Here is a 16176-nt window from a genome sequence, read left to right as displayed (position 1 = left end):
GTCTTACATAGCTAGTATTCCCACGTCACAAATCACATCAACATTGATGCTTCATCACGAGAGAGTTTCGGAATTTTTGCGGTAGGTATTTTGACTTTTGATCTCAGCTTGATCTTATTTCGGAGTAGAGTCTTCCAGACTAACGAGGGCGGTTATTTCTACCGGAATTTCTTGGGTCAATTTGCCAAAATTAAAAGTAAATAGAGGGTTAAAATAATGAATTTCTCAATCCAATCACTGTATAACTGGTATCGCGGGTTACTACAAAATCCTAAATACCGTTGGTGGGTAATTCTAGGAACAATTGTTTATATTGTCAGCCCAATTGATATTGCTCCAGATTTCCTTCCTGTTGTGGGACAGATTGATGATTTTTTAGTTTTGTCAATCTTAGTTACTGAGGTATCCGGGCTGGTGCTTGAAGGTTGGAAAGCGCGGAAGGGTGATTCTAACGCCGCAACAGATTCTCCCAATACAGAAAAAACTGTTGATGTCGATGCTGTCTCTGTCAAATAGTTTTGTTAGTGGTCAGTTGTGAGCCAGTACGGTCTTGGGGGTTTCCCCCATGAGTAACTGGCGAACCCGGAGGGTCAGTGGTTAGCAGTCAGATAAATCCCAGCCTAAACATAGGGAATCAGGATTTTTCATAAACTGAAACTACACAAAAGCTGGTAGCGTCAAACAAAGAACAATATTTTTGTGGATGTGAGAGCTTGAAAACCCGTTCTAATTACTGGCAACTGCTGCCCTATATTAGACCCCAGTGGCAGAATATCACGAAAGGACTTGTCGGCATTGTGGGGTATGTCCTAGCGACCTTAACCTTAATTAATTTTGCAGGCAAGTTAGCTAATCCTTTTGGACAGGGTAATGTAGTAGCGATCGCTCAATTAGCCGCTATCTTGGGCTTGGTGTTTCTTGTCCGGGGCTTTTTTCAGTCTGTGCAAGATATTTATATGTCTAAGGCTGCTTTGCGAGTGGCTTTTTACCTCCGCAAACAGGTATATGGGCATTTGCAAAAGCTAGATTTAAGCTATTTTGAAACAGCCAAAGCAGGTGATTTATCTTACCGCCTCACAGAGGATATTGACCGCATTGGTGAAGTTGTCAATAAACTGTTTCACGACTTTATTCCCTGCGTGTTGCAGTTGCTAGCCATCCCCATCTACATGATTTACCTGAATTGGCAACTCACCTTAGCAACGGTGATTGTTGCCCCATTCATGGGGATTTTAATTGGTTGGTTTGGGGAACGTTTGCGTAAATACTCCCTGAGGAGCCAAAATCGTGTGTCTGATTTGTCGGCAATCCTCACAGAAGTTTTCAGTGGGATTCGTTTAATTAGGGCATTTGCCGCAGAGAATTACGAGGTGACTAGATTTAGCCGAGAAGCTGAACGCAGTTTTCAAGCCAAATACTCTGCTGAACGCTTGAAAGCGGTGCAAATTCCCATTGTGGGCTTTTTGGAAGCGTTGAGTGCCTTATCCTTGCTTTTGGTGGGTGCGTGGCAAATTCAGCAAAACAATTTAACGGTGGGAGAGTTTTTCAGTTATCTAGCCGCAGCCGGGTTGTTAATTGACCCCATCGGTCATGTGACAAATAATTACAACGAATTTAAGCAAGGGGAAGCCTCTGTTGACCGAATTTTTGAATTAATAGCGATACAACCCACAGTTTTAGAAAAGCCTAACGCCGTTACCTTACCTCCAGTTAAGGGGAAAGTAGAATACAGTGGTGTCACCTTTGCCTATAAACCAGGGGAACCCGTCTTAAAGGATATTAATTTATTAGCTATGCCAGGGGAAGCGATCGCCCTTGTAGGTGCTTCTGGGGCTGGTAAAACTACCTTTGTTAATCTCCTCCCCCGCTTTTATGACCCCTCAGGCGGACACATCTTGATTGACGGTGTAGATATTCGGGATGTCAGACTACAAAGTTTGCGGCGACAAATTGGCATCGTACCCCAAGAAACTATTATGTTTTCTGGGACAGTTGCTCAAAATATCGCCTTTGGACAGGACATATTTGATTTAGAAGCAGTCGCCGCCGCCGCTAAAATTGCTAACGCTCATCAATTTATTAGCCAACTGCCAGAAAGTTACAATACTTGGGTAGGCGAAAGGGGTGTGAATTTATCTGGTGGACAACGCCAAAGAATAGCTATTGCCCGTGCTGTGTTGCTGAACCCACAAATTTTGATTTTAGATGAGGCGACATCAGCCTTAGATTCTGAGTCGGAGGCGTTAGTACAGGAAGCCTTGGAAAGATTGATGCAGAATCGCACAGTATTTATTATTGCTCACCGTTTAAGTACAGTGAGAAGGTGCGATCGCATTTTAGTTTTAGAAAAAGGACAAATTGTCGAATCAGGCACTCACGAAGAACTGTTAGCCCTGGAAAATCGTTATGCCAGGTTTTACACTCAGCAATTTTCATAAGAGACATTATTTCCCGGATGGGTTGCCTATCGCTCTACCCATCCCACTATAAATGTTGGGTTCCGTTTCTTTACCTAACTTATATAGGAACCATACTTGAATCTTGCTAAGTATACTGAGAAACAAACATTTGTATGGCAAGCTTCTAGACAATTTGGTTTTTCAGAAATCAAATATGAGTCCTATATTTAAGCTTTATCTTAAGCTGTAATTCTTGAGGATATCTTTTTTAAAAGCTTCTATCTTAGGGAATAAAAATGAATAAAGTCTATGTATTTTAATATTATAAATATTCAAAATTTCCTCACATTTTTTTGATAAATTTAAATTGGAGTCGAAGGTATTTATTCCTGGGACTCTCTATTCCTTGATTAAGAGCAAAGGAAAAAGCTATGGATACTGCTGTCAAATATGATATTGAGGTGATCAAGGATGAAACTCGCCTCCTCATTGCCAAGGGTCTGGTGAATCGTCAACAGCCAATTTATACTTTGTGTAAATATATTCCAGACCGCGACTGGCCATTTTTTGAACTAGAGTTGGAAAAAAATGAATTTTTGCTCAGAGATAGAATTATTGACTTGTTGAGCCAAGAAGAATGGGAAGAAGACTAAAGCCATAATCTTCCGCTTTGATTTTTGTGAGCGCAGTGTAACATAGCCATTACTTCCTTTTACAGGCTTTCTAAGTTCACATCATCTCTGATAAATACTGAATTCAAAATTACCAATATTCATGAAAAACCCTCGTAGGGATCGAGGGTTTGAAAATATAGATAAAAACTAGTAAGCTAATGCGCGGCTAAATTGTATAACTACTAATAAGGACGGTTAACTGTCAACTGCTATAAAAGCAGAACAGCTTAGAAACATATTCTCATTGATGGAGAATATAAATTCCACGGGCGATCGCCTTAAGCTGGAACATCCCGTAACTCTACCCATCCATTAATAGTTTGACGTTGGCTGATGTAGTCGGCAGTACTCGCTTGTTCTCTTTTCGGGAAACTGTGAGAAAACCTTTCGACAATGATTTCTGAGAGGGAAGCAGGAGTTATAAACGAAAATACTGGCATATCTTGCCAACAGTGGCGACAAAACCAGTGGATTTGCGAATCACCACGTATGTGGGGCAAAAGTAACCCAGAACAGCAAGGGCAGTTAATCATAATATCAAATCCTTTTTTAAAAATGTGTTGATTACATATCAGTATGGTCAATTTACAACCGTACTAATACTCAAATATTTTGTATCTATCTTAAGAATAGTTATTGAACATGAGGAATTTGTGAGGAAAATTATAACTATAAATATGTTGTAATATTTCTACATTAAAGTTGCAGTAATTACTGTTGGGTCAATGAGGTCTATATGTTGCTGGTTAGAGCGTAAATCCTCACAACTTCCTCAAAATAACTCCCTATAAACATAAGTGTGAAGCTTAAAGACAGATAACTTGAATACACATCTATTAAGTACCTCTTTGAGTTATAGGAAAATCAATCATGGTAGAAACAATAATAGATCCACAAACATCTAATTCAGTCTTTAAAGAACAAGCTCTAGTTTTACCTTTGAAACAAGTGGGAATTGCAGATATCCCTTTAGTAGGAGGAAAGAACGCTTCTTTAGGTGAAATGATTCAACAGTTGCAGCGCCAAGGTGTAAAAGTTCCCACTGGTTTTGCGACAACTGCTAATGCTTATAGATATTTCATTACTTCAGCTGGTTTGGAAGCAAAATTAAGAGGAATTTTTGCTGATTTAGATGTAGAGGATATGCAGAATTTGCGGCAGTGTGGTAAACAAGCAAGGTTGTTGATGCTGCAAACTCCTTTTCCACAGGAATTACAAACAGCGATCGCCCAAGCTTATGCCACTCTCTGTCAAGAGTATGGTGATGATACTGATGTTGCTGTCCGTTCTAGCGCCACAGCTGAAGACTTACCGGATGCTAGCTTTGCCGGTCAACAAGAAACCTATTTAAATGTCCACGGTTTGCAAGCTGTTCTGGAATCTTGCCATAAATGTTTTGCCTCAATTTTCACTGACCGCGCCATCTCTTATCGCCAAATCAAAGGCTTTGATCACTTCAACATAGCCTTATCAGTCGGCGTGCAGAAAATGGTACGTTCTGATTTGGCTACTTCTGGTGTCATGTTCTCTATTGATACCGAAACAGGTTTCAAAGATGCAGTTTTGATTACCGCCGCCTATGGTTTAGGGGAAAACGTTGTCCAAGGTGCAGTTAACCCCGATGAATATTTAGTATTTAAACCAACCCTGAAACAGGGTTACCGTTCAATTATTGAAAAACGCCTGGGTACTAAAGAAATTAAGATGATTTATGACTTAGGTGGCTCAAAATTGACTAAAAACATCTCTGTGACACCATCAGAACGCAGCGTCTTCGCCCTCAAGGATGAAGATATTCTGCAACTAGCACATTGGGGCTGCATCATTGAAGAACACTATTCCCAAGTGCGTGGTGTTTACACACCAATGGATATTGAATGGGCTAAAGATGGCTTGACTAATGAATTGTTCATCGTCCAAGCACGGCCGGAAACCGTGCAGTCGCAAAAGGTGAACAATGTCTTGCGGAATTACAGGTTATCCCCATCCCTAATCCCTAATCCCCAACCCCTAATTCCTCTTATTACCGGTCGCAGTGTCGGGGAAATGATTGGACAAGGTAAAGCCAGAGTGATTTTGGATGTGCATCAAATTAGCCAGTTTCAAGCGGGGGAAGTGCTGGTAACTAATCGTACTGACCCTGATTGGGAACCAATTATGAAACGTGCTAGCGCCATTGTGACTAACTCTGGTGGTAGAACTTGTCATGCGGCGATTATTGCTAGGGAAATGGGAATACCGGCGATCGTCGGTTGTGGTAATGCAACTACTGTTTTAAAAACTGGACAAGAAATTACTGTTAGTTGTGCGGAAGGGGAAACAGGGAAAGTCTATTCTGGTTTAATACCCTACGAAGTCCAAGAAATTCCTTTAGAGAAACTACCTTCCACACACACCAAAATTATGATGAATGTGGGCAATCCCGAAGAAGCTTTTGGCTTAACTAGTATTCCTAATGATGGGGTGGGATTGGCAAGGATGGAATTTATCATTAACAACCACATCAAAGCGCACCCCTTAGCATTGATTCACTTTGATGAGTTAGAAGACGAACTAGCTAAATACAAAATTGCGGAGTTAACTGCTCAATACGAAGATAAAACCCAATTCTTTGTGGATAAACTAGCTCAAGGAATTGCCACCATCGCAGCTGCTTTTTATCCCAAACCCGTTATTGTCCGTCTCTCTGACTTTAAAAGCAACGAATACGCCAATCTTTTAGGTGGTAAACAGTTTGAACCCAAAGAAGAAAACCCGATGATTGGCTGGCGTGGTGCTTCTCGCTACTATGACCCCCGCTACCGTGAAGGTTTTGCCTTAGAGTGTCAGGCGATGAAACGAGTACGGGAAGAGATGGGTTTAACCAACGTTATTTTAATGGTTCCTTTCTGCCGCACTCCCAATGAAGGACGGCGCGTGTTGGACGAAATGGCAAAACATGGCTTGGTGCAAGGTGAAAACGGCTTACAAGTTTACGTTATGTGTGAACTACCCAGTAACGTGCAGCTAGCAGACGAATTTAGTCAAGTATTTGATGGTTTCTCCATCGGTTCCAATGACTTAACACAGTTAACACTGGGGTTAGATAGAGATTCGGAATTAGTCGCCCATTTATTTGATGAACGGGACGAAGCCGTTAAGCGCATGATTGCCAAAGCGATCGCCACAGTCAAACAATACGGGCGTAAAATTGGTATCTGCGGTCAAGCGCCAAGCGATTACCCAGACTTTGCCCGCTTCCTCGTCGAACAAAAAATTGATTCCATCAGCCTCAACCCCGATTCAGTCCTCAAGACACTGCTGGAAATCGCCGCCGCAGAGGGGAAAAAAGTGTAGGGGTGTAAGGGTATAGAGGTGTGAGGGTGTAAATGTTTAAAACCCTTACACTCAGTCTCAACTGACAACTGACAACTGTACGGGCGGGTTTACAGATATCTTCACTCTTGGACAATGATCTTCATAAACCCGCCCCTACTAACAACTGACAACTGACAACTAACTAATATGTTTAACAAAATTTTGGTTGCTGTTGAAAATACTGACATGGGTAAGCAAGTATTTGGGAGAAGTTTATCATTAGCAACATCAACTAACGCCGAATTATTGTTGCTACACGTTATCTCACCTTTCGATGAAGATTACGTGAGTGCTGGAGAGATGGAAACACAAAGTTCTTATGGAACCTCCCAAGTTCATAGTGTTGAGTATTACGTGGGAAAGTGGAACGCTCTCAAGCAAGAGGGAATAGATTTTTTGACACTGTTAGCTAATCAAGCGATCGCTGAGGGTGTAACGGCTGATTTTACCCAGGAACTAGGTGATCCTAGTCGCTTAATTTGTGAAATTGCCCGTAGTTGGAACGCCGACTTAATTGTTTTAGGTCGTCGGGGTTTACATGGCTTGAGCGAATTTTTCCTCGGTAGTGTTAGCAATTATGTTTTGCATCACGCTCCCTGTTCAGTGTTGACAGTACAGGGAATAATTCCCGCTACGCCAGAAACAACAGTGACAGCATCAACCATCTGAGATTTTAAACAAGAAGTGAGTAAACTTAAAAAGTATAACGTGTAATTCTGTGAAGGCTTGATTAAGTTACTTCAAACAAAAAACTCCACCCATAAAGGGATATATAGCGCTTCTCATTTGTATGCAATATACTTTGACTTTCTCCTGCAAAAACAGAGGCTTTTAGTCCTAGTTCACCTTGGGAGTTAAGTCTGTATTGGAATCAATTGCAAACCGCTATAGTTTTTGTCGGTAGTCAGTTTGCTCAACAGCCAACAGAAAACATCGAAGTATTAATATATGTTTATTACACAAAATTTTCAGTCTCGCCGCAAATCCCTGCTGTCAGTTCTTATACTCTTTAGTCTCAGTTTTCCCTTAATAACTCTCTCATCGACACAGCCTGCAAAAGCCAAATCGAATTTCCTAAATTGCATCTCTGCGATGGATGTGAACATCTGTGTGGAAGCAGATGTAAGCTCTTACCATCTCTACACTCGCTCCGGGTCGTTGACTAGTCAAAAGGTCTCCATTGGATCTGCAACCGAATCAAGTTGCCCAGTTTTTGGCGCAATCGATACACCAAAGGGTAGGGTTCGGGTTGAAGGCTGCCTCTCAAACTCAAGACCGATACAATTGCAAGGGGCGATTAAACTCTGCAATTCGGGAACCTGTCGAACAGAACCTATTACCTTGAGATTCCCCAGTCGCAAAATGTTACTTGATAAAACTCAACTTGCTTCTCAGGGATATCAGTTATTTTTGGATGGTGTGTTCTTTGGCAAGATAAAAAATGCAACGCGCGCTGAGGCGATCGCTCATTTAGAATTGACTAAAAAGACTTACCCTAAACGGAAAATAGAAGGCTATTTCAACGGTCAGAAAATAGGTTATGAGTTGTTCTGGGATGGGATGCGCGTAGGATTTGAGCCTGGTTGGAACCGGGAAGCGGCGATCTCTAATTTGCAATGGAATCAAAGAACCTATCCAAATAAACGGGTTGAAGGCGTATTAGATGGTCAGAAAATAGGTTACGAGTTGTTCTGGGATGGGGTGCGTGTGGGATTTGAGCCTGGTTGGAAACGGGAAGCAGCGATCGCCAATTTGCAATGGAATTACAAAACCTATCCGAACAAGAAAATTCAAGGATTCTTTAACGGTAAAAATATTAATTTACCTACCATTCCTAACCGTAAAAAGAAGTAACACTTTTAGCGATCTCTGTTACTTTTTCGCCTTAAAAAGGATTGGTATGTTATGGTTTTCACCTAATACACCATCTGGATTGTAGAGACGTTGCGTGCAACGTCTCTACATCATTTATTTGGTGCAACTTCAGAGAAAATTGATATGATAAGAAATTAACTAAATTTATTACCAATTCTGTGATGGAAGAAAATTTTGACCTCAGTAATTGTAGTCATGATGATGCTTTATCTGTTAAAGATAAGGTATTTAAAATTTTTCATATTCAGGAAGCAATCAAAAAAGCCTTCCGCAGTAAATTATCAGAAGAATTATATATTTTGTTAAATTCCTATGGAATATCCATCGACCCCGGTGGTTATTTAGTTGGCAACAAATTTTATAGATATACTCATAAATGGTTTGATGAAGGTGTAGATTGTGAAGTGTTAAAGCCTGCTACCAAAGGTTGGCAAAAGGGACGCTTAAGAATCAAAGTAACTCTAGAATCTATGCCTGATGAACCTCCAACTCATGAATCAGAATCTCCTCTTGATGATTTACGTCGGATGATAAATGAGGAAACATTATGAGTAAAATTCCCCGGATTCGTATACCACCAGAAGTTAGGCAATATGTATTTCAAAGAGATAAATTGCAATGTCAAAGTTGTGGTAAAACGGGTTTAGAAACTGACTTAACTATTGACCATATTATTCCTTTGGCTCGTGGTGGTCAAAATGATATGAGTAACTTACATACTTTATGTTTTGAGTGCAACCGACGCAAGACTGATCAACTGGATGCACGCTTCCGGCGACATTTTGGAATTTGAGCTAACATGGAGCTTGGATGAACTGTCAGTTATAGAATTATGCCTCTAAACCGTAACAGCAACTCCCGTAAATTCTACAACTTTAAAACCAAAATTTTTTATTCTTTTGCTATTATCGCCGCTTTAGTAGCAGCTTTCCCTTGGTTATATGAAATTAAAACAAAGGCAGGCATAAATATATCCAAGAGTCGTCACGCTGGGACATTTTTTGAGCAAAAATCTGGCGGACTATTTAAGTGTGAATGGCTTTATCCTTACCATTGCGAAGAGCGCCCAAAGGTGAATTAGTTGAAGATACCCAGCTTAAGATACCCGACTTCTTTAAGAAGTCGGGTATCTTTGGTTAACCCATCTTACTACTTGAATTGGTTCAGAATTGCACTAACATCAACTGCTAATTTCTGTCCCAATTTCAGCAATTGTAGACATTGACTCGTTTCTTCTTTATCAGAAAGAGTAGTCAAACACAAAGGTAGTATTTGATTTTGCAGACAACTAAAGTACAGTTCTTGGGATTGATGTAATGAAATGCCAATATTTAGCTGATAGCTGACGTTAATTAGCCGTTCTAAGCATTGCATTTCTATAGCAAAACTGCCATTAGTATCATGCAGTAATCTCCAAAGCAAGCGCAGAATCAGCTGTTCTAGCATCTGCTTACCTTCAGGAATATTCAATTGGCAACGCAGATGTTTAGCTTCAGTGACGATCGCCTCTAATTCTACTATGTGATTCCAACTCAGTTGGGGTTCTGTAATATCTTGGTCTAGCGATCGCAATGTTGTCATACAGCGATAACCCAAGGCAATCTCCGCCGCCACTTGTAATTCTTGCGGTACGGCTAGTTCATCACGGTGAAATGCCATCAACACACCATAATTATCTCGGTATGCCTGAGTATATAACTGGTCTAACCTTGTCAGGGTTTCTTGACTCAATAAGCGCATGATCCGATGACGTTCTTCCGCAAACAGATTTTGCAAGTTGAAGGTTTCATCACCAAATACTTGGGTCATCGCCAAAATAGTTTGGGCGGCGCTAGCCTGTTGCAGTGATGTAAACAGCTTCTCTTTCAATTGGCTGTAATCACGTCGTCCGGTAAATAGTTGAATGCAGCAGTGGAAATCCCAACCGCCTAAATGCAGGACAGCAAAGACTAAATTTTCGCTTTCCCAGGTAATTTCCGACACGAGTTTTAAGTTACCAACTGCTAGGGTTAATGATCCCATGCGTTGCAGTTGGTAATCTACCTCATTGACGGTGTAGCAATAAACCCGTTTTTGGTGAGGATGGGGTTGTTTTGTCCCAGGTAGAGGCTTAGTATGCAGGGTTTCTACCTGTTTGTGATTGTTGAACAGGGAAGAAATGGCGTAATGGGCGGCTACTTGTTTAAAACTAATCTGGGCTGTTTGTACCAGTTGGCGGTAAACTTCTCCACCGTGTTTAAAAGAATCTACATTACTAGGTGCTAAACCCAAACGTTTGAGGAAGCCTTTTTCCAACTGCACACCAGCCACATCTCCCCCCAGTTCCAAAGCGCGGGCGGCGTAACGCAGAATCTGGGTTCCTTCGGGGCGAGAAAGTTCTTCAAAAAACCAACCGCAACTGGTGAACATGAATAAAGTGTGACGCTGCATTTCTAATAAGCGCAAAGCGTCTACTTGTTCGGCGGCGGTGAGTTTGTGGGTTTGATGACGGGAGAGAAAACGGCTAATATTGGCAGGAGAGCGATCGCGGATAACTTGAATATACTCGTCTCGTGCTTGCCAGGGATCACGGAACAATTGATTACCATATTCCTCAAACACCTCAACTAACTGATCCCGCAGCCAATTTAAAGCATTCCGCAACGGCCGCCGCCATTTTTGATGCCAAATACCACCTTCTCCACCGCAACCACAATCATCTTGCCATCTATCTACACCGTGGGCGCAACTCCAAGCTGTTACTGGCTTGATTTCTACTTCCCAGGTAGGAGAACATAAGCTCAGGTAATGGGCAAAGTTGGTTACAGTCCAACCTTGGTTGGGAAACTCTTTGATAAAGGCATAGGCGAGAGTTTTTTCTGTGCCTTTTTTATGGTGTCCGAAGGTTTCTCCATCTGTACCAACAGAAATCAGTTGTGATTGCCGATGATCCCCGCGCACTGCTGAACCAATCCGTCCGGCAAAGTGGTGAGAGTTATAGACAACATCACTAAAACCCATGTCCCGTGATATGGGGCCATCGTAGAAGAAGATATCTATATAAGGTAAATCTTGCAGAGATTGAGGATTGGTGTCTGCAATTGCGCTATCCCTAACGGAACTTAAAACAGAGGATTTAGTGGTGAGTCTAGATTTCAAATAGCAACGATAAGGACGGGTGGGATCAATCTGACTCCCGCCCACTTCATGCCATTCTGGTTGGGGATCATTGACTGTGGGGAAAGGACGACATCTTTGCGCTTGGGATGGTGCTAAGACAATAAACCGAATGCCTTCAGCCACTAAAGCTTCTAAGGTTGCGTAATCTACGGCTGTTTCTGCCAACCACATTCCTTCGGGATCACGGCCAAAGCGGGTGCGGAAGTCTTCTTTACCCCAGCGAATTTGGGTGCGTTTATCCCGTTCGTTCGCCAAAGGCATGATGATGTGATTATATACTTGCGCGATCGCATTCCCATGACCTTGCAGACGTTGGCAACTTTTTGCGTCCGCCTCCAAAATCCGTTGATAAACCTCGACATCATACCGTTCCAGCCATGACATCAGCGTCGGGCCGATGTTAAAGCTCATATATTCGTAATTATTGACGATCCCCGTCACTTCGCCTTGGTCATTCAACACCCTAGCAAAAGCATTAGGACGGTAACATTCCCAGTGGATGCGCTCATTCCAATCGTGGAAGGGCGCAGCGCTGGGTTGGCGTTCAATCGCGTCTAGATAAGGGTTTTCGCGCGGTGGCTGGTAAAAGTGACCATGCACCGTCACATACACGCCTACAGCTTGATTCCGGGGATCGCTGTGGTGCGTATCTTTGTTGGTTATATGAGATGTTGATATTGAGCCAGGGTTAGCCGGCATTTCAGCAGAGGTCATGTATATTTATTCCAACTCAAAAAACTTATACGTATGCCGGAGATGCTTGAGTCAAATCCTTCTACAACGATTTGCACCCAAAATCCGGCACAGAGAAAACTAATGGATACAGGATACAGCTTAATTCTGAAAAAAACTGTCTCACTATGGTAATAAATCTGCGTTATCGTCAAGCTGTTTGATCAAGGTAACAAAAATATCAGCAATTTAACAACGCCTTGTACCATTTTAGATTTTGAATTTTAGATTTTGATTGGTAATTAGTTCCTATATCTGGGTTGTGGGATCAACCTGTCGGATTGTTTGTGCAACTGGGTATTTCGTTCAGAATTTTTTCCTTGGCAATGCCAATCGAAAAATTTAATTGTCTTTTAATATATTAAACCGAATTTCGGGTGTAAAATTGCGCCTCCATCTAATAGTTTTGCAACGAAAGATTGCGAATGCTTTATAAATTGCAATTATTAGTTACAAATCTCATTCTCAGGCATGAACAGTATAATTTCTGAGCTATTTTTTTCACGGTTGAGAGTATCCTAGAGTCTGATTGTCAACTCTTTATACATTTTGATTTATCACAGACAACTGTGAGTAATCACTCAACTAAAAGTAACAAATGTCAGTCAAAAATATTGTTTTTCTCGTCCTATTGCTATTTATCCCGGTGTCCTTGGCAGCACACTATTTAGAGTGGGGAGACCTGATTGTTTTCGTCACAGCAGGCTTGGCAATTCTGCCCTTAGCTGCCTGGATGGGTGCAGCAACTGAAGAAATCGCTGTAGTTGTCGGGCCGACCTTAGGAGGCTTGTTAAATGCCACCTTTGGTAACGCCACAGAATTAATCATCGCCCTAGTGGCCTTAAACGCTGGGCTAGTGAATGTTGTCAAAGCCAGCATCACTGGCTCAATTATCGGTAACTTATTGCTGGTAATGGGTCTTTCCATGCTGTTGGGTGGACTACGCCACAAAGAACAAACCTTTCAGCCGATTGTGGCCAGGGTCAACGCCTCCGCGATGAATTTAGCAGTCATTGCCATTTTGCTCCCCACAGCAATGAACTATACCGCCCAGGGAATTGGGGAAGAAACCCTACAATATTTATCTGTAGCGGTGGCTGTAGTGCTAATTTTGGTTTACATCCTGACGCTGATATTTTCCATGAAAACCCACGCCTATTTATATGATGTGGGTGTTGCGGAAATAGAAACAGAGGAAAATCCTCACCCGAAGCCAAATATTTTCTTATGGTCTGGTGTGCTGCTAGTCTGTACTCTACTGGTAGCGGTGGAATCGGAATTGCTAGTTGATGCGTTGGAAGTCGCCACTTCCCAACTAGGTTTAACAGCATTATTTACCGGGGTGATACTCGTTCCCATCGTGGGTAACGCCGCCGAACACGCCACAGCCGTCACCGTCGCCATGAAAGATAAAATGGATCTTTCCGTTTCCGTGGCGGTGGGTTCCAGTATGCAGATTGCCTTATTTGTAGCCCCGGTGTTAGTCATTGCTGGCTGGATACTAGGTCAGCCAATGGACTTGGATTTCCAACCCTTTGAACTAGTGGCTGTAGTCGTATCTGTACTCATTGCCAACAGCATCAGTTCTGATGGTAAGTCCAATTGGTTAGAAGGCACATTACTTTTAGCCGCCTATACAGTACTAGGATTCGCTTTTTACTTTCACCCAGATGTCGGCGGACTGGGGTAGCGTTTCTGCCAAGATAAGTTTAAGGGCGATCGCTCTGATCTGTTACTAGTGAATAGAGAGCGATCGCTTTTTATCTGGAAAATAATAGAAAACCGCGTCAGTTTTTATGCTAGAACAACAAAAAGAAAATTTACGGTTTCATATTCAACATTTAGCTAACGAAGCCATACAAAAATCAGAACCATTAGCATGGTTTGAAGTTGTATATGCTGAAGCACAAGGAGATACAACACAAATTCCTTGGGCGAAATTAACCCCTCACCCTTATCTACAAGATTGGTTGACAAATCATCAACCATTCCCATCTGGACAAAAAGCCCTTGTAATTGGTTGTGGTTTGGGAGATGATGCAGAAGCTTTAGCCAAGCTGGGATTTGCGGTAACTGCCTTTGATATTTCGCCTACAGCGATCGCTTGGTGTGGTGAAAGATTCCCCAACTCAAATGTTAACTACATAGTTGCCGATTTATTAGCGATCCCACCACAATGGCATCTTGCCTTTGACTTTGTTTTTGAATGTCGTAATATTCAAGCTTTACCATTAAATGTCCGTGCTGAAGTTATCACCTCAGTTGCCTCCGTCGTTGCTCCTGATGGGACACTTTTATTAATTAATCGTGTGCGGGAAACGGAAGCTGAACCCTCCGGCCCGCCTTGGCCATTATCTGAATCGGAACTCAAACAATTGGAAAATTTGGGATTACAACCAATAGAACAACTTGTATTTTTAGAGTCTGAACAAGTTGACGTTAAGCAAGTGCGAATTGAATATCGCAGATGTCATATGCAGTCTTAGCAATATGCTTATGTATCTTTATTGCGAATTGCATTGGCGTTAGCCTTACCGCAGGCAATTGCGAATTGCGAATTGCAAATTAGTTTTATCCAACAGCACACATCAGCCGCGCCTTTGGTAACTGCTGTGGGCTATTTTGTGTCATCATCACAGAGAATGGGATGTAGGGACTCAAAAATAAACTGAATGACCGTGATGTCTAACGACAAGCCACCAAGCATCTACGCTACGACTTTTGCATCTATCGTAGGTGAAGAAAACACCGTTTACCAGGAAAACAATCTCCAACTTAGTCAAGCAATAGCTGGTGGAAATCTCCCCAGTTGTGTTGTCTATCCACAAAACCAAGAGCAACTAGCCGCAGTTATCGCCACAGCTTACACTCATAACTGGCGCGTTCTCCCCTGTGGTTGTGGGAGTAAACTTCGTTGGGGTGGTTTAGCAAAAGATGTTGATGTGGTAGTGAGTACAGAACGCCTCAATCAACTCATTGAACACGCCGTTGGTGATTTGACTGTCACCGTCGAAGCGGGAATGAAATTTTCCCATCTCCAGAAGATTTTGGCAGATGCTAGGCAATTTCTCGCCCTTGACCCCTCCACACCAGCATCAGCCACTATTGGGGGTATTGTCGCCACAGCTGATACCAACTCTCTCCGACAACGTTATGGTAGTGTGCGTGACCAGCTTTTAGGTATCACCTTTGTACGTGCTGATGGTCAAATTGCCAAAGCTGGGGGACGGGTGGTCAAAAACGTCGCTGGTTATGACTTGATGAAGTTATTTACTGGCTCATACGGTACATTAGGAATTATTACTCAAGTCACTTTTCGCGTGTATCCAATTCAGGAAACATCGGGAACGGTAGTATTGACTGGTGCAGCAGAAGCAATATCTCAAGCAGCTACAACCTTGCGCGGTTCAGCATTAACTCCAACCCAAGCTGATTTAATTTCTACTCAATTAGTATCTAGTCTAGAATTAGGACAGGGTCTAGGATTAATTGCCCGTTTTCAAAGTATTAGTGAAAGTGTGCAGGAACAATCAAATCGGTTGTTAGAAGTAGGGGAAAAATTAGGTTTAACAGGAGTAGTTGTTTCTGGTGCAAATGAAAGTCATCTATGGGAGAGATTGCAAGAACAAATACATTCTCCTGTCACAGAATCTGCAATTACCTGCAAAATAGGAGTATTGCCCAATGCTGCTGTGGATATTTTACATCAAGTAAAAATTGGTTTAATTCACATTGGTAGCGGTTTAGGTGTGTTACAAGTTGAGGATAAAAATCAAGTTTTGCCAGTGCGATCGCTTTGCCAATCTCACCAGGGTTTTTTAACAGTTCTACAAGCGCCTGTACCAGTAAAACAACAAATAGATGTATGGGGATACACTGGCAATGCTTTACCATTGATGCGACGCATTAAAGAACAGTTTGATAGTAAGAATATCTTAAGTCCAGGTCGGTTTGTAGGTGGGATTTAAGCTACTCACCAA

14 protein-coding genes are annotated in these 16176 nt (G+C 42.1%); 12 read left to right on the top strand and 2 right to left on the bottom strand.

Going from position 1 to position 16176, the window contains the following annotated elements; genetic code table 11:
• Positions 1 to 216: 216 nt before the first annotated feature.
• The 3 genes from H6G14_RS20840 (at position 217) to H6G14_RS20830 (ending at position 3052) form a co-directional block, all read left to right on the top strand.
• The gene (locus H6G14_RS20840; RefSeq protein WP_190569210.1) at positions 217 to 516 is read left to right on the top strand and encodes a YkvA family protein; all 300 of its coding nucleotides are present in this window, start codon (positions 217 to 219) and stop codon (positions 514 to 516) included.
• Between the two features lie 197 nt (positions 517 to 713).
• Positions 714 to 2438, top strand: coding sequence for an ABC transporter ATP-binding protein (locus H6G14_RS20835; protein WP_190569209.1), 1725 nt, complete (start codon positions 714 to 716; stop codon positions 2436 to 2438).
• A gap of 392 nt (positions 2439 to 2830) precedes the next feature.
• On the top strand, positions 2831 to 3052 hold the full coding sequence (locus H6G14_RS20830; RefSeq protein WP_010994815.1) for a DUF4327 family protein: 222 nt from the start codon (positions 2831 to 2833) through the stop codon (positions 3050 to 3052).
• 299 nt (positions 3053 to 3351) lie between these two features.
• Here H6G14_RS20830 and H6G14_RS20825 read toward each other — a convergent pair whose 3' ends face one another.
• A complete protein-coding gene (locus H6G14_RS20825; protein ID WP_190569208.1) occupies positions 3352 to 3606 on the bottom strand; it encodes a hypothetical protein in 255 nt (84 codons plus the stop codon).
• A 337-nt stretch (positions 3607 to 3943) separates the two neighbouring features.
• On the opposite strand from H6G14_RS20825, the gene ppsA reads away from it, so the two are divergent.
• From ppsA to H6G14_RS20795, 6 genes are all read left to right on the top strand, one after another.
• Positions 3944 to 6409, top strand: coding sequence for a phosphoenolpyruvate synthase (ppsA, locus tag H6G14_RS20820; RefSeq protein WP_190569207.1), 2466 nt, complete (start codon positions 3944 to 3946; stop codon positions 6407 to 6409).
• Positions 6410 to 6577: 168 nt separating this feature from the next.
• Positions 6578 to 7099 (top strand): universal stress protein, encoded by a 522-nt coding sequence (locus H6G14_RS20815; protein ID WP_190569206.1) that lies wholly within the window; start codon positions 6578 to 6580, stop codon positions 7097 to 7099.
• 693 nt (positions 7100 to 7792) lie between these two features.
• Positions 7793 to 8284, top strand: a complete 492-nt coding sequence (locus H6G14_RS33675) for a hypothetical protein (protein ID WP_242053499.1) — start codon at positions 7793 to 7795, stop codon at positions 8282 to 8284.
• A 182-nt stretch (positions 8285 to 8466) separates the two neighbouring features.
• The gene (locus H6G14_RS20805; RefSeq protein ID WP_190569242.1) at positions 8467 to 8856 is read left to right on the top strand and encodes a KGK domain-containing protein; all 390 of its coding nucleotides are present in this window, start codon (positions 8467 to 8469) and stop codon (positions 8854 to 8856) included.
• Positions 8853 to 9098: an HNH endonuclease gene (locus H6G14_RS20800; protein WP_190569204.1), complete on the top strand. Its 246-nt coding sequence runs from the start codon at positions 8853 to 8855 to the stop codon at positions 9096 to 9098. The genes H6G14_RS20805 and H6G14_RS20800 overlap by 4 nt, the downstream gene beginning before the upstream one ends.
• A 39-nt stretch (positions 9099 to 9137) precedes the next feature.
• Positions 9138 to 9386 carry a hypothetical protein gene (locus H6G14_RS20795; RefSeq protein WP_190569203.1) on the top strand — a complete coding sequence of 83 codons (249 nt, stop codon included), beginning with the start codon at positions 9138 to 9140 and terminating at the stop codon, positions 9384 to 9386.
• Positions 9387 to 9454: 68 nt separating this feature from the next.
• Here the strand turns inward: H6G14_RS20795 and H6G14_RS20790 are convergent, their stop codons facing one another.
• Entirely contained in the window at positions 9455 to 12178 is a 2724-nt protein-coding gene (locus tag H6G14_RS20790) for a DUF3536 domain-containing protein (RefSeq protein WP_190569202.1), read from the bottom strand.
• Positions 12179 to 12794: 616 nt separating this feature from the next.
• On the opposite strand from H6G14_RS20790, the gene cax reads away from it, so the two are divergent.
• The 3 genes from cax (at position 12795) to H6G14_RS20775 (ending at position 16164) form a co-directional block, all read left to right on the top strand.
• On the top strand, positions 12795 to 13886 hold the full coding sequence (gene cax / locus H6G14_RS20785) for a calcium/proton exchanger (protein ID WP_190569201.1): 1092 nt from the start codon (positions 12795 to 12797) through the stop codon (positions 13884 to 13886).
• A 106-nt stretch (positions 13887 to 13992) separates the two neighbouring features.
• Positions 13993 to 14682: a class I SAM-dependent methyltransferase gene (locus tag H6G14_RS20780; RefSeq protein WP_190569200.1), complete on the top strand. Its 690-nt coding sequence runs from the start codon at positions 13993 to 13995 to the stop codon at positions 14680 to 14682.
• 186 nt (positions 14683 to 14868) lie between these two features.
• On the top strand, positions 14869 to 16164 hold the full coding sequence (locus tag H6G14_RS20775; protein ID WP_190569199.1) for an FAD-binding oxidoreductase: 1296 nt from the start codon (positions 14869 to 14871) through the stop codon (positions 16162 to 16164).
• The last annotated feature ends 12 nt before the right edge of the window (positions 16165 to 16176 follow it).

It is taken from the genome of Nostoc parmelioides FACHB-3921, from assembly GCF_014696625.1.
GTDB classification, from domain to species: domain Bacteria; phylum Cyanobacteriota; class Cyanobacteriia; order Cyanobacteriales; family Nostocaceae; genus Trichormus; species Trichormus parmelioides.
This window is presented reverse-complemented; position numbering and strand designations above follow the sequence as displayed.

Bases quoted from the DNA above. Each gene is read 5' to 3' on its own strand.
- H6G14_RS20840 (WP_190569210.1), top strand. From the start codon at position 217: ATGAATTTCTCAATCCAATCACTGTATAACTGGTATCGCGGGTTACTA.
- H6G14_RS20815 (WP_190569206.1), top strand. From the start codon at position 6,578: ATGTTTAACAAAATTTTGGTTGCTGTTGAAAATACTGACATGGGTAAG.
- H6G14_RS33675 (WP_242053499.1), top strand. From the start codon at position 7,793: ATGTTACTTGATAAAACTCAACTTGCTTCTCAGGGATATCAGTTATTT.
- H6G14_RS20775 (WP_190569199.1), top strand. From the start codon at position 14,869: ATGACCGTGATGTCTAACGACAAGCCACCAAGCATCTACGCTACGACT.
- H6G14_RS20780 (WP_190569200.1), top strand. From the start codon at position 13,993: ATGCTAGAACAACAAAAAGAAAATTTACGGTTTCATATTCAACATTTA.
- H6G14_RS20795 (WP_190569203.1), top strand. From the start codon at position 9,138: ATGCCTCTAAACCGTAACAGCAACTCCCGTAAATTCTACAACTTTAAA.
- H6G14_RS20830 (WP_010994815.1), top strand. From the start codon at position 2,831: ATGGATACTGCTGTCAAATATGATATTGAGGTGATCAAGGATGAAACT.
- H6G14_RS20790 (WP_190569202.1), bottom strand. From the start codon at position 12,178: ATGACCTCTGCTGAAATGCCGGCTAACCCTGGCTCAATATCAACATCT.
- ppsA (WP_190569207.1), top strand. From the start codon at position 3,944: ATGGTAGAAACAATAATAGATCCACAAACATCTAATTCAGTCTTTAAA.
- H6G14_RS20800 (WP_190569204.1), top strand. From the start codon at position 8,853: ATGAGTAAAATTCCCCGGATTCGTATACCACCAGAAGTTAGGCAATAT.
- H6G14_RS20805 (WP_190569242.1), top strand. From the start codon at position 8,467: ATGGAAGAAAATTTTGACCTCAGTAATTGTAGTCATGATGATGCTTTA.
- H6G14_RS20825 (WP_190569208.1), bottom strand. From the start codon at position 3,606: ATGATTAACTGCCCTTGCTGTTCTGGGTTACTTTTGCCCCACATACGT.
- cax (WP_190569201.1), top strand. From the start codon at position 12,795: ATGTCAGTCAAAAATATTGTTTTTCTCGTCCTATTGCTATTTATCCCG.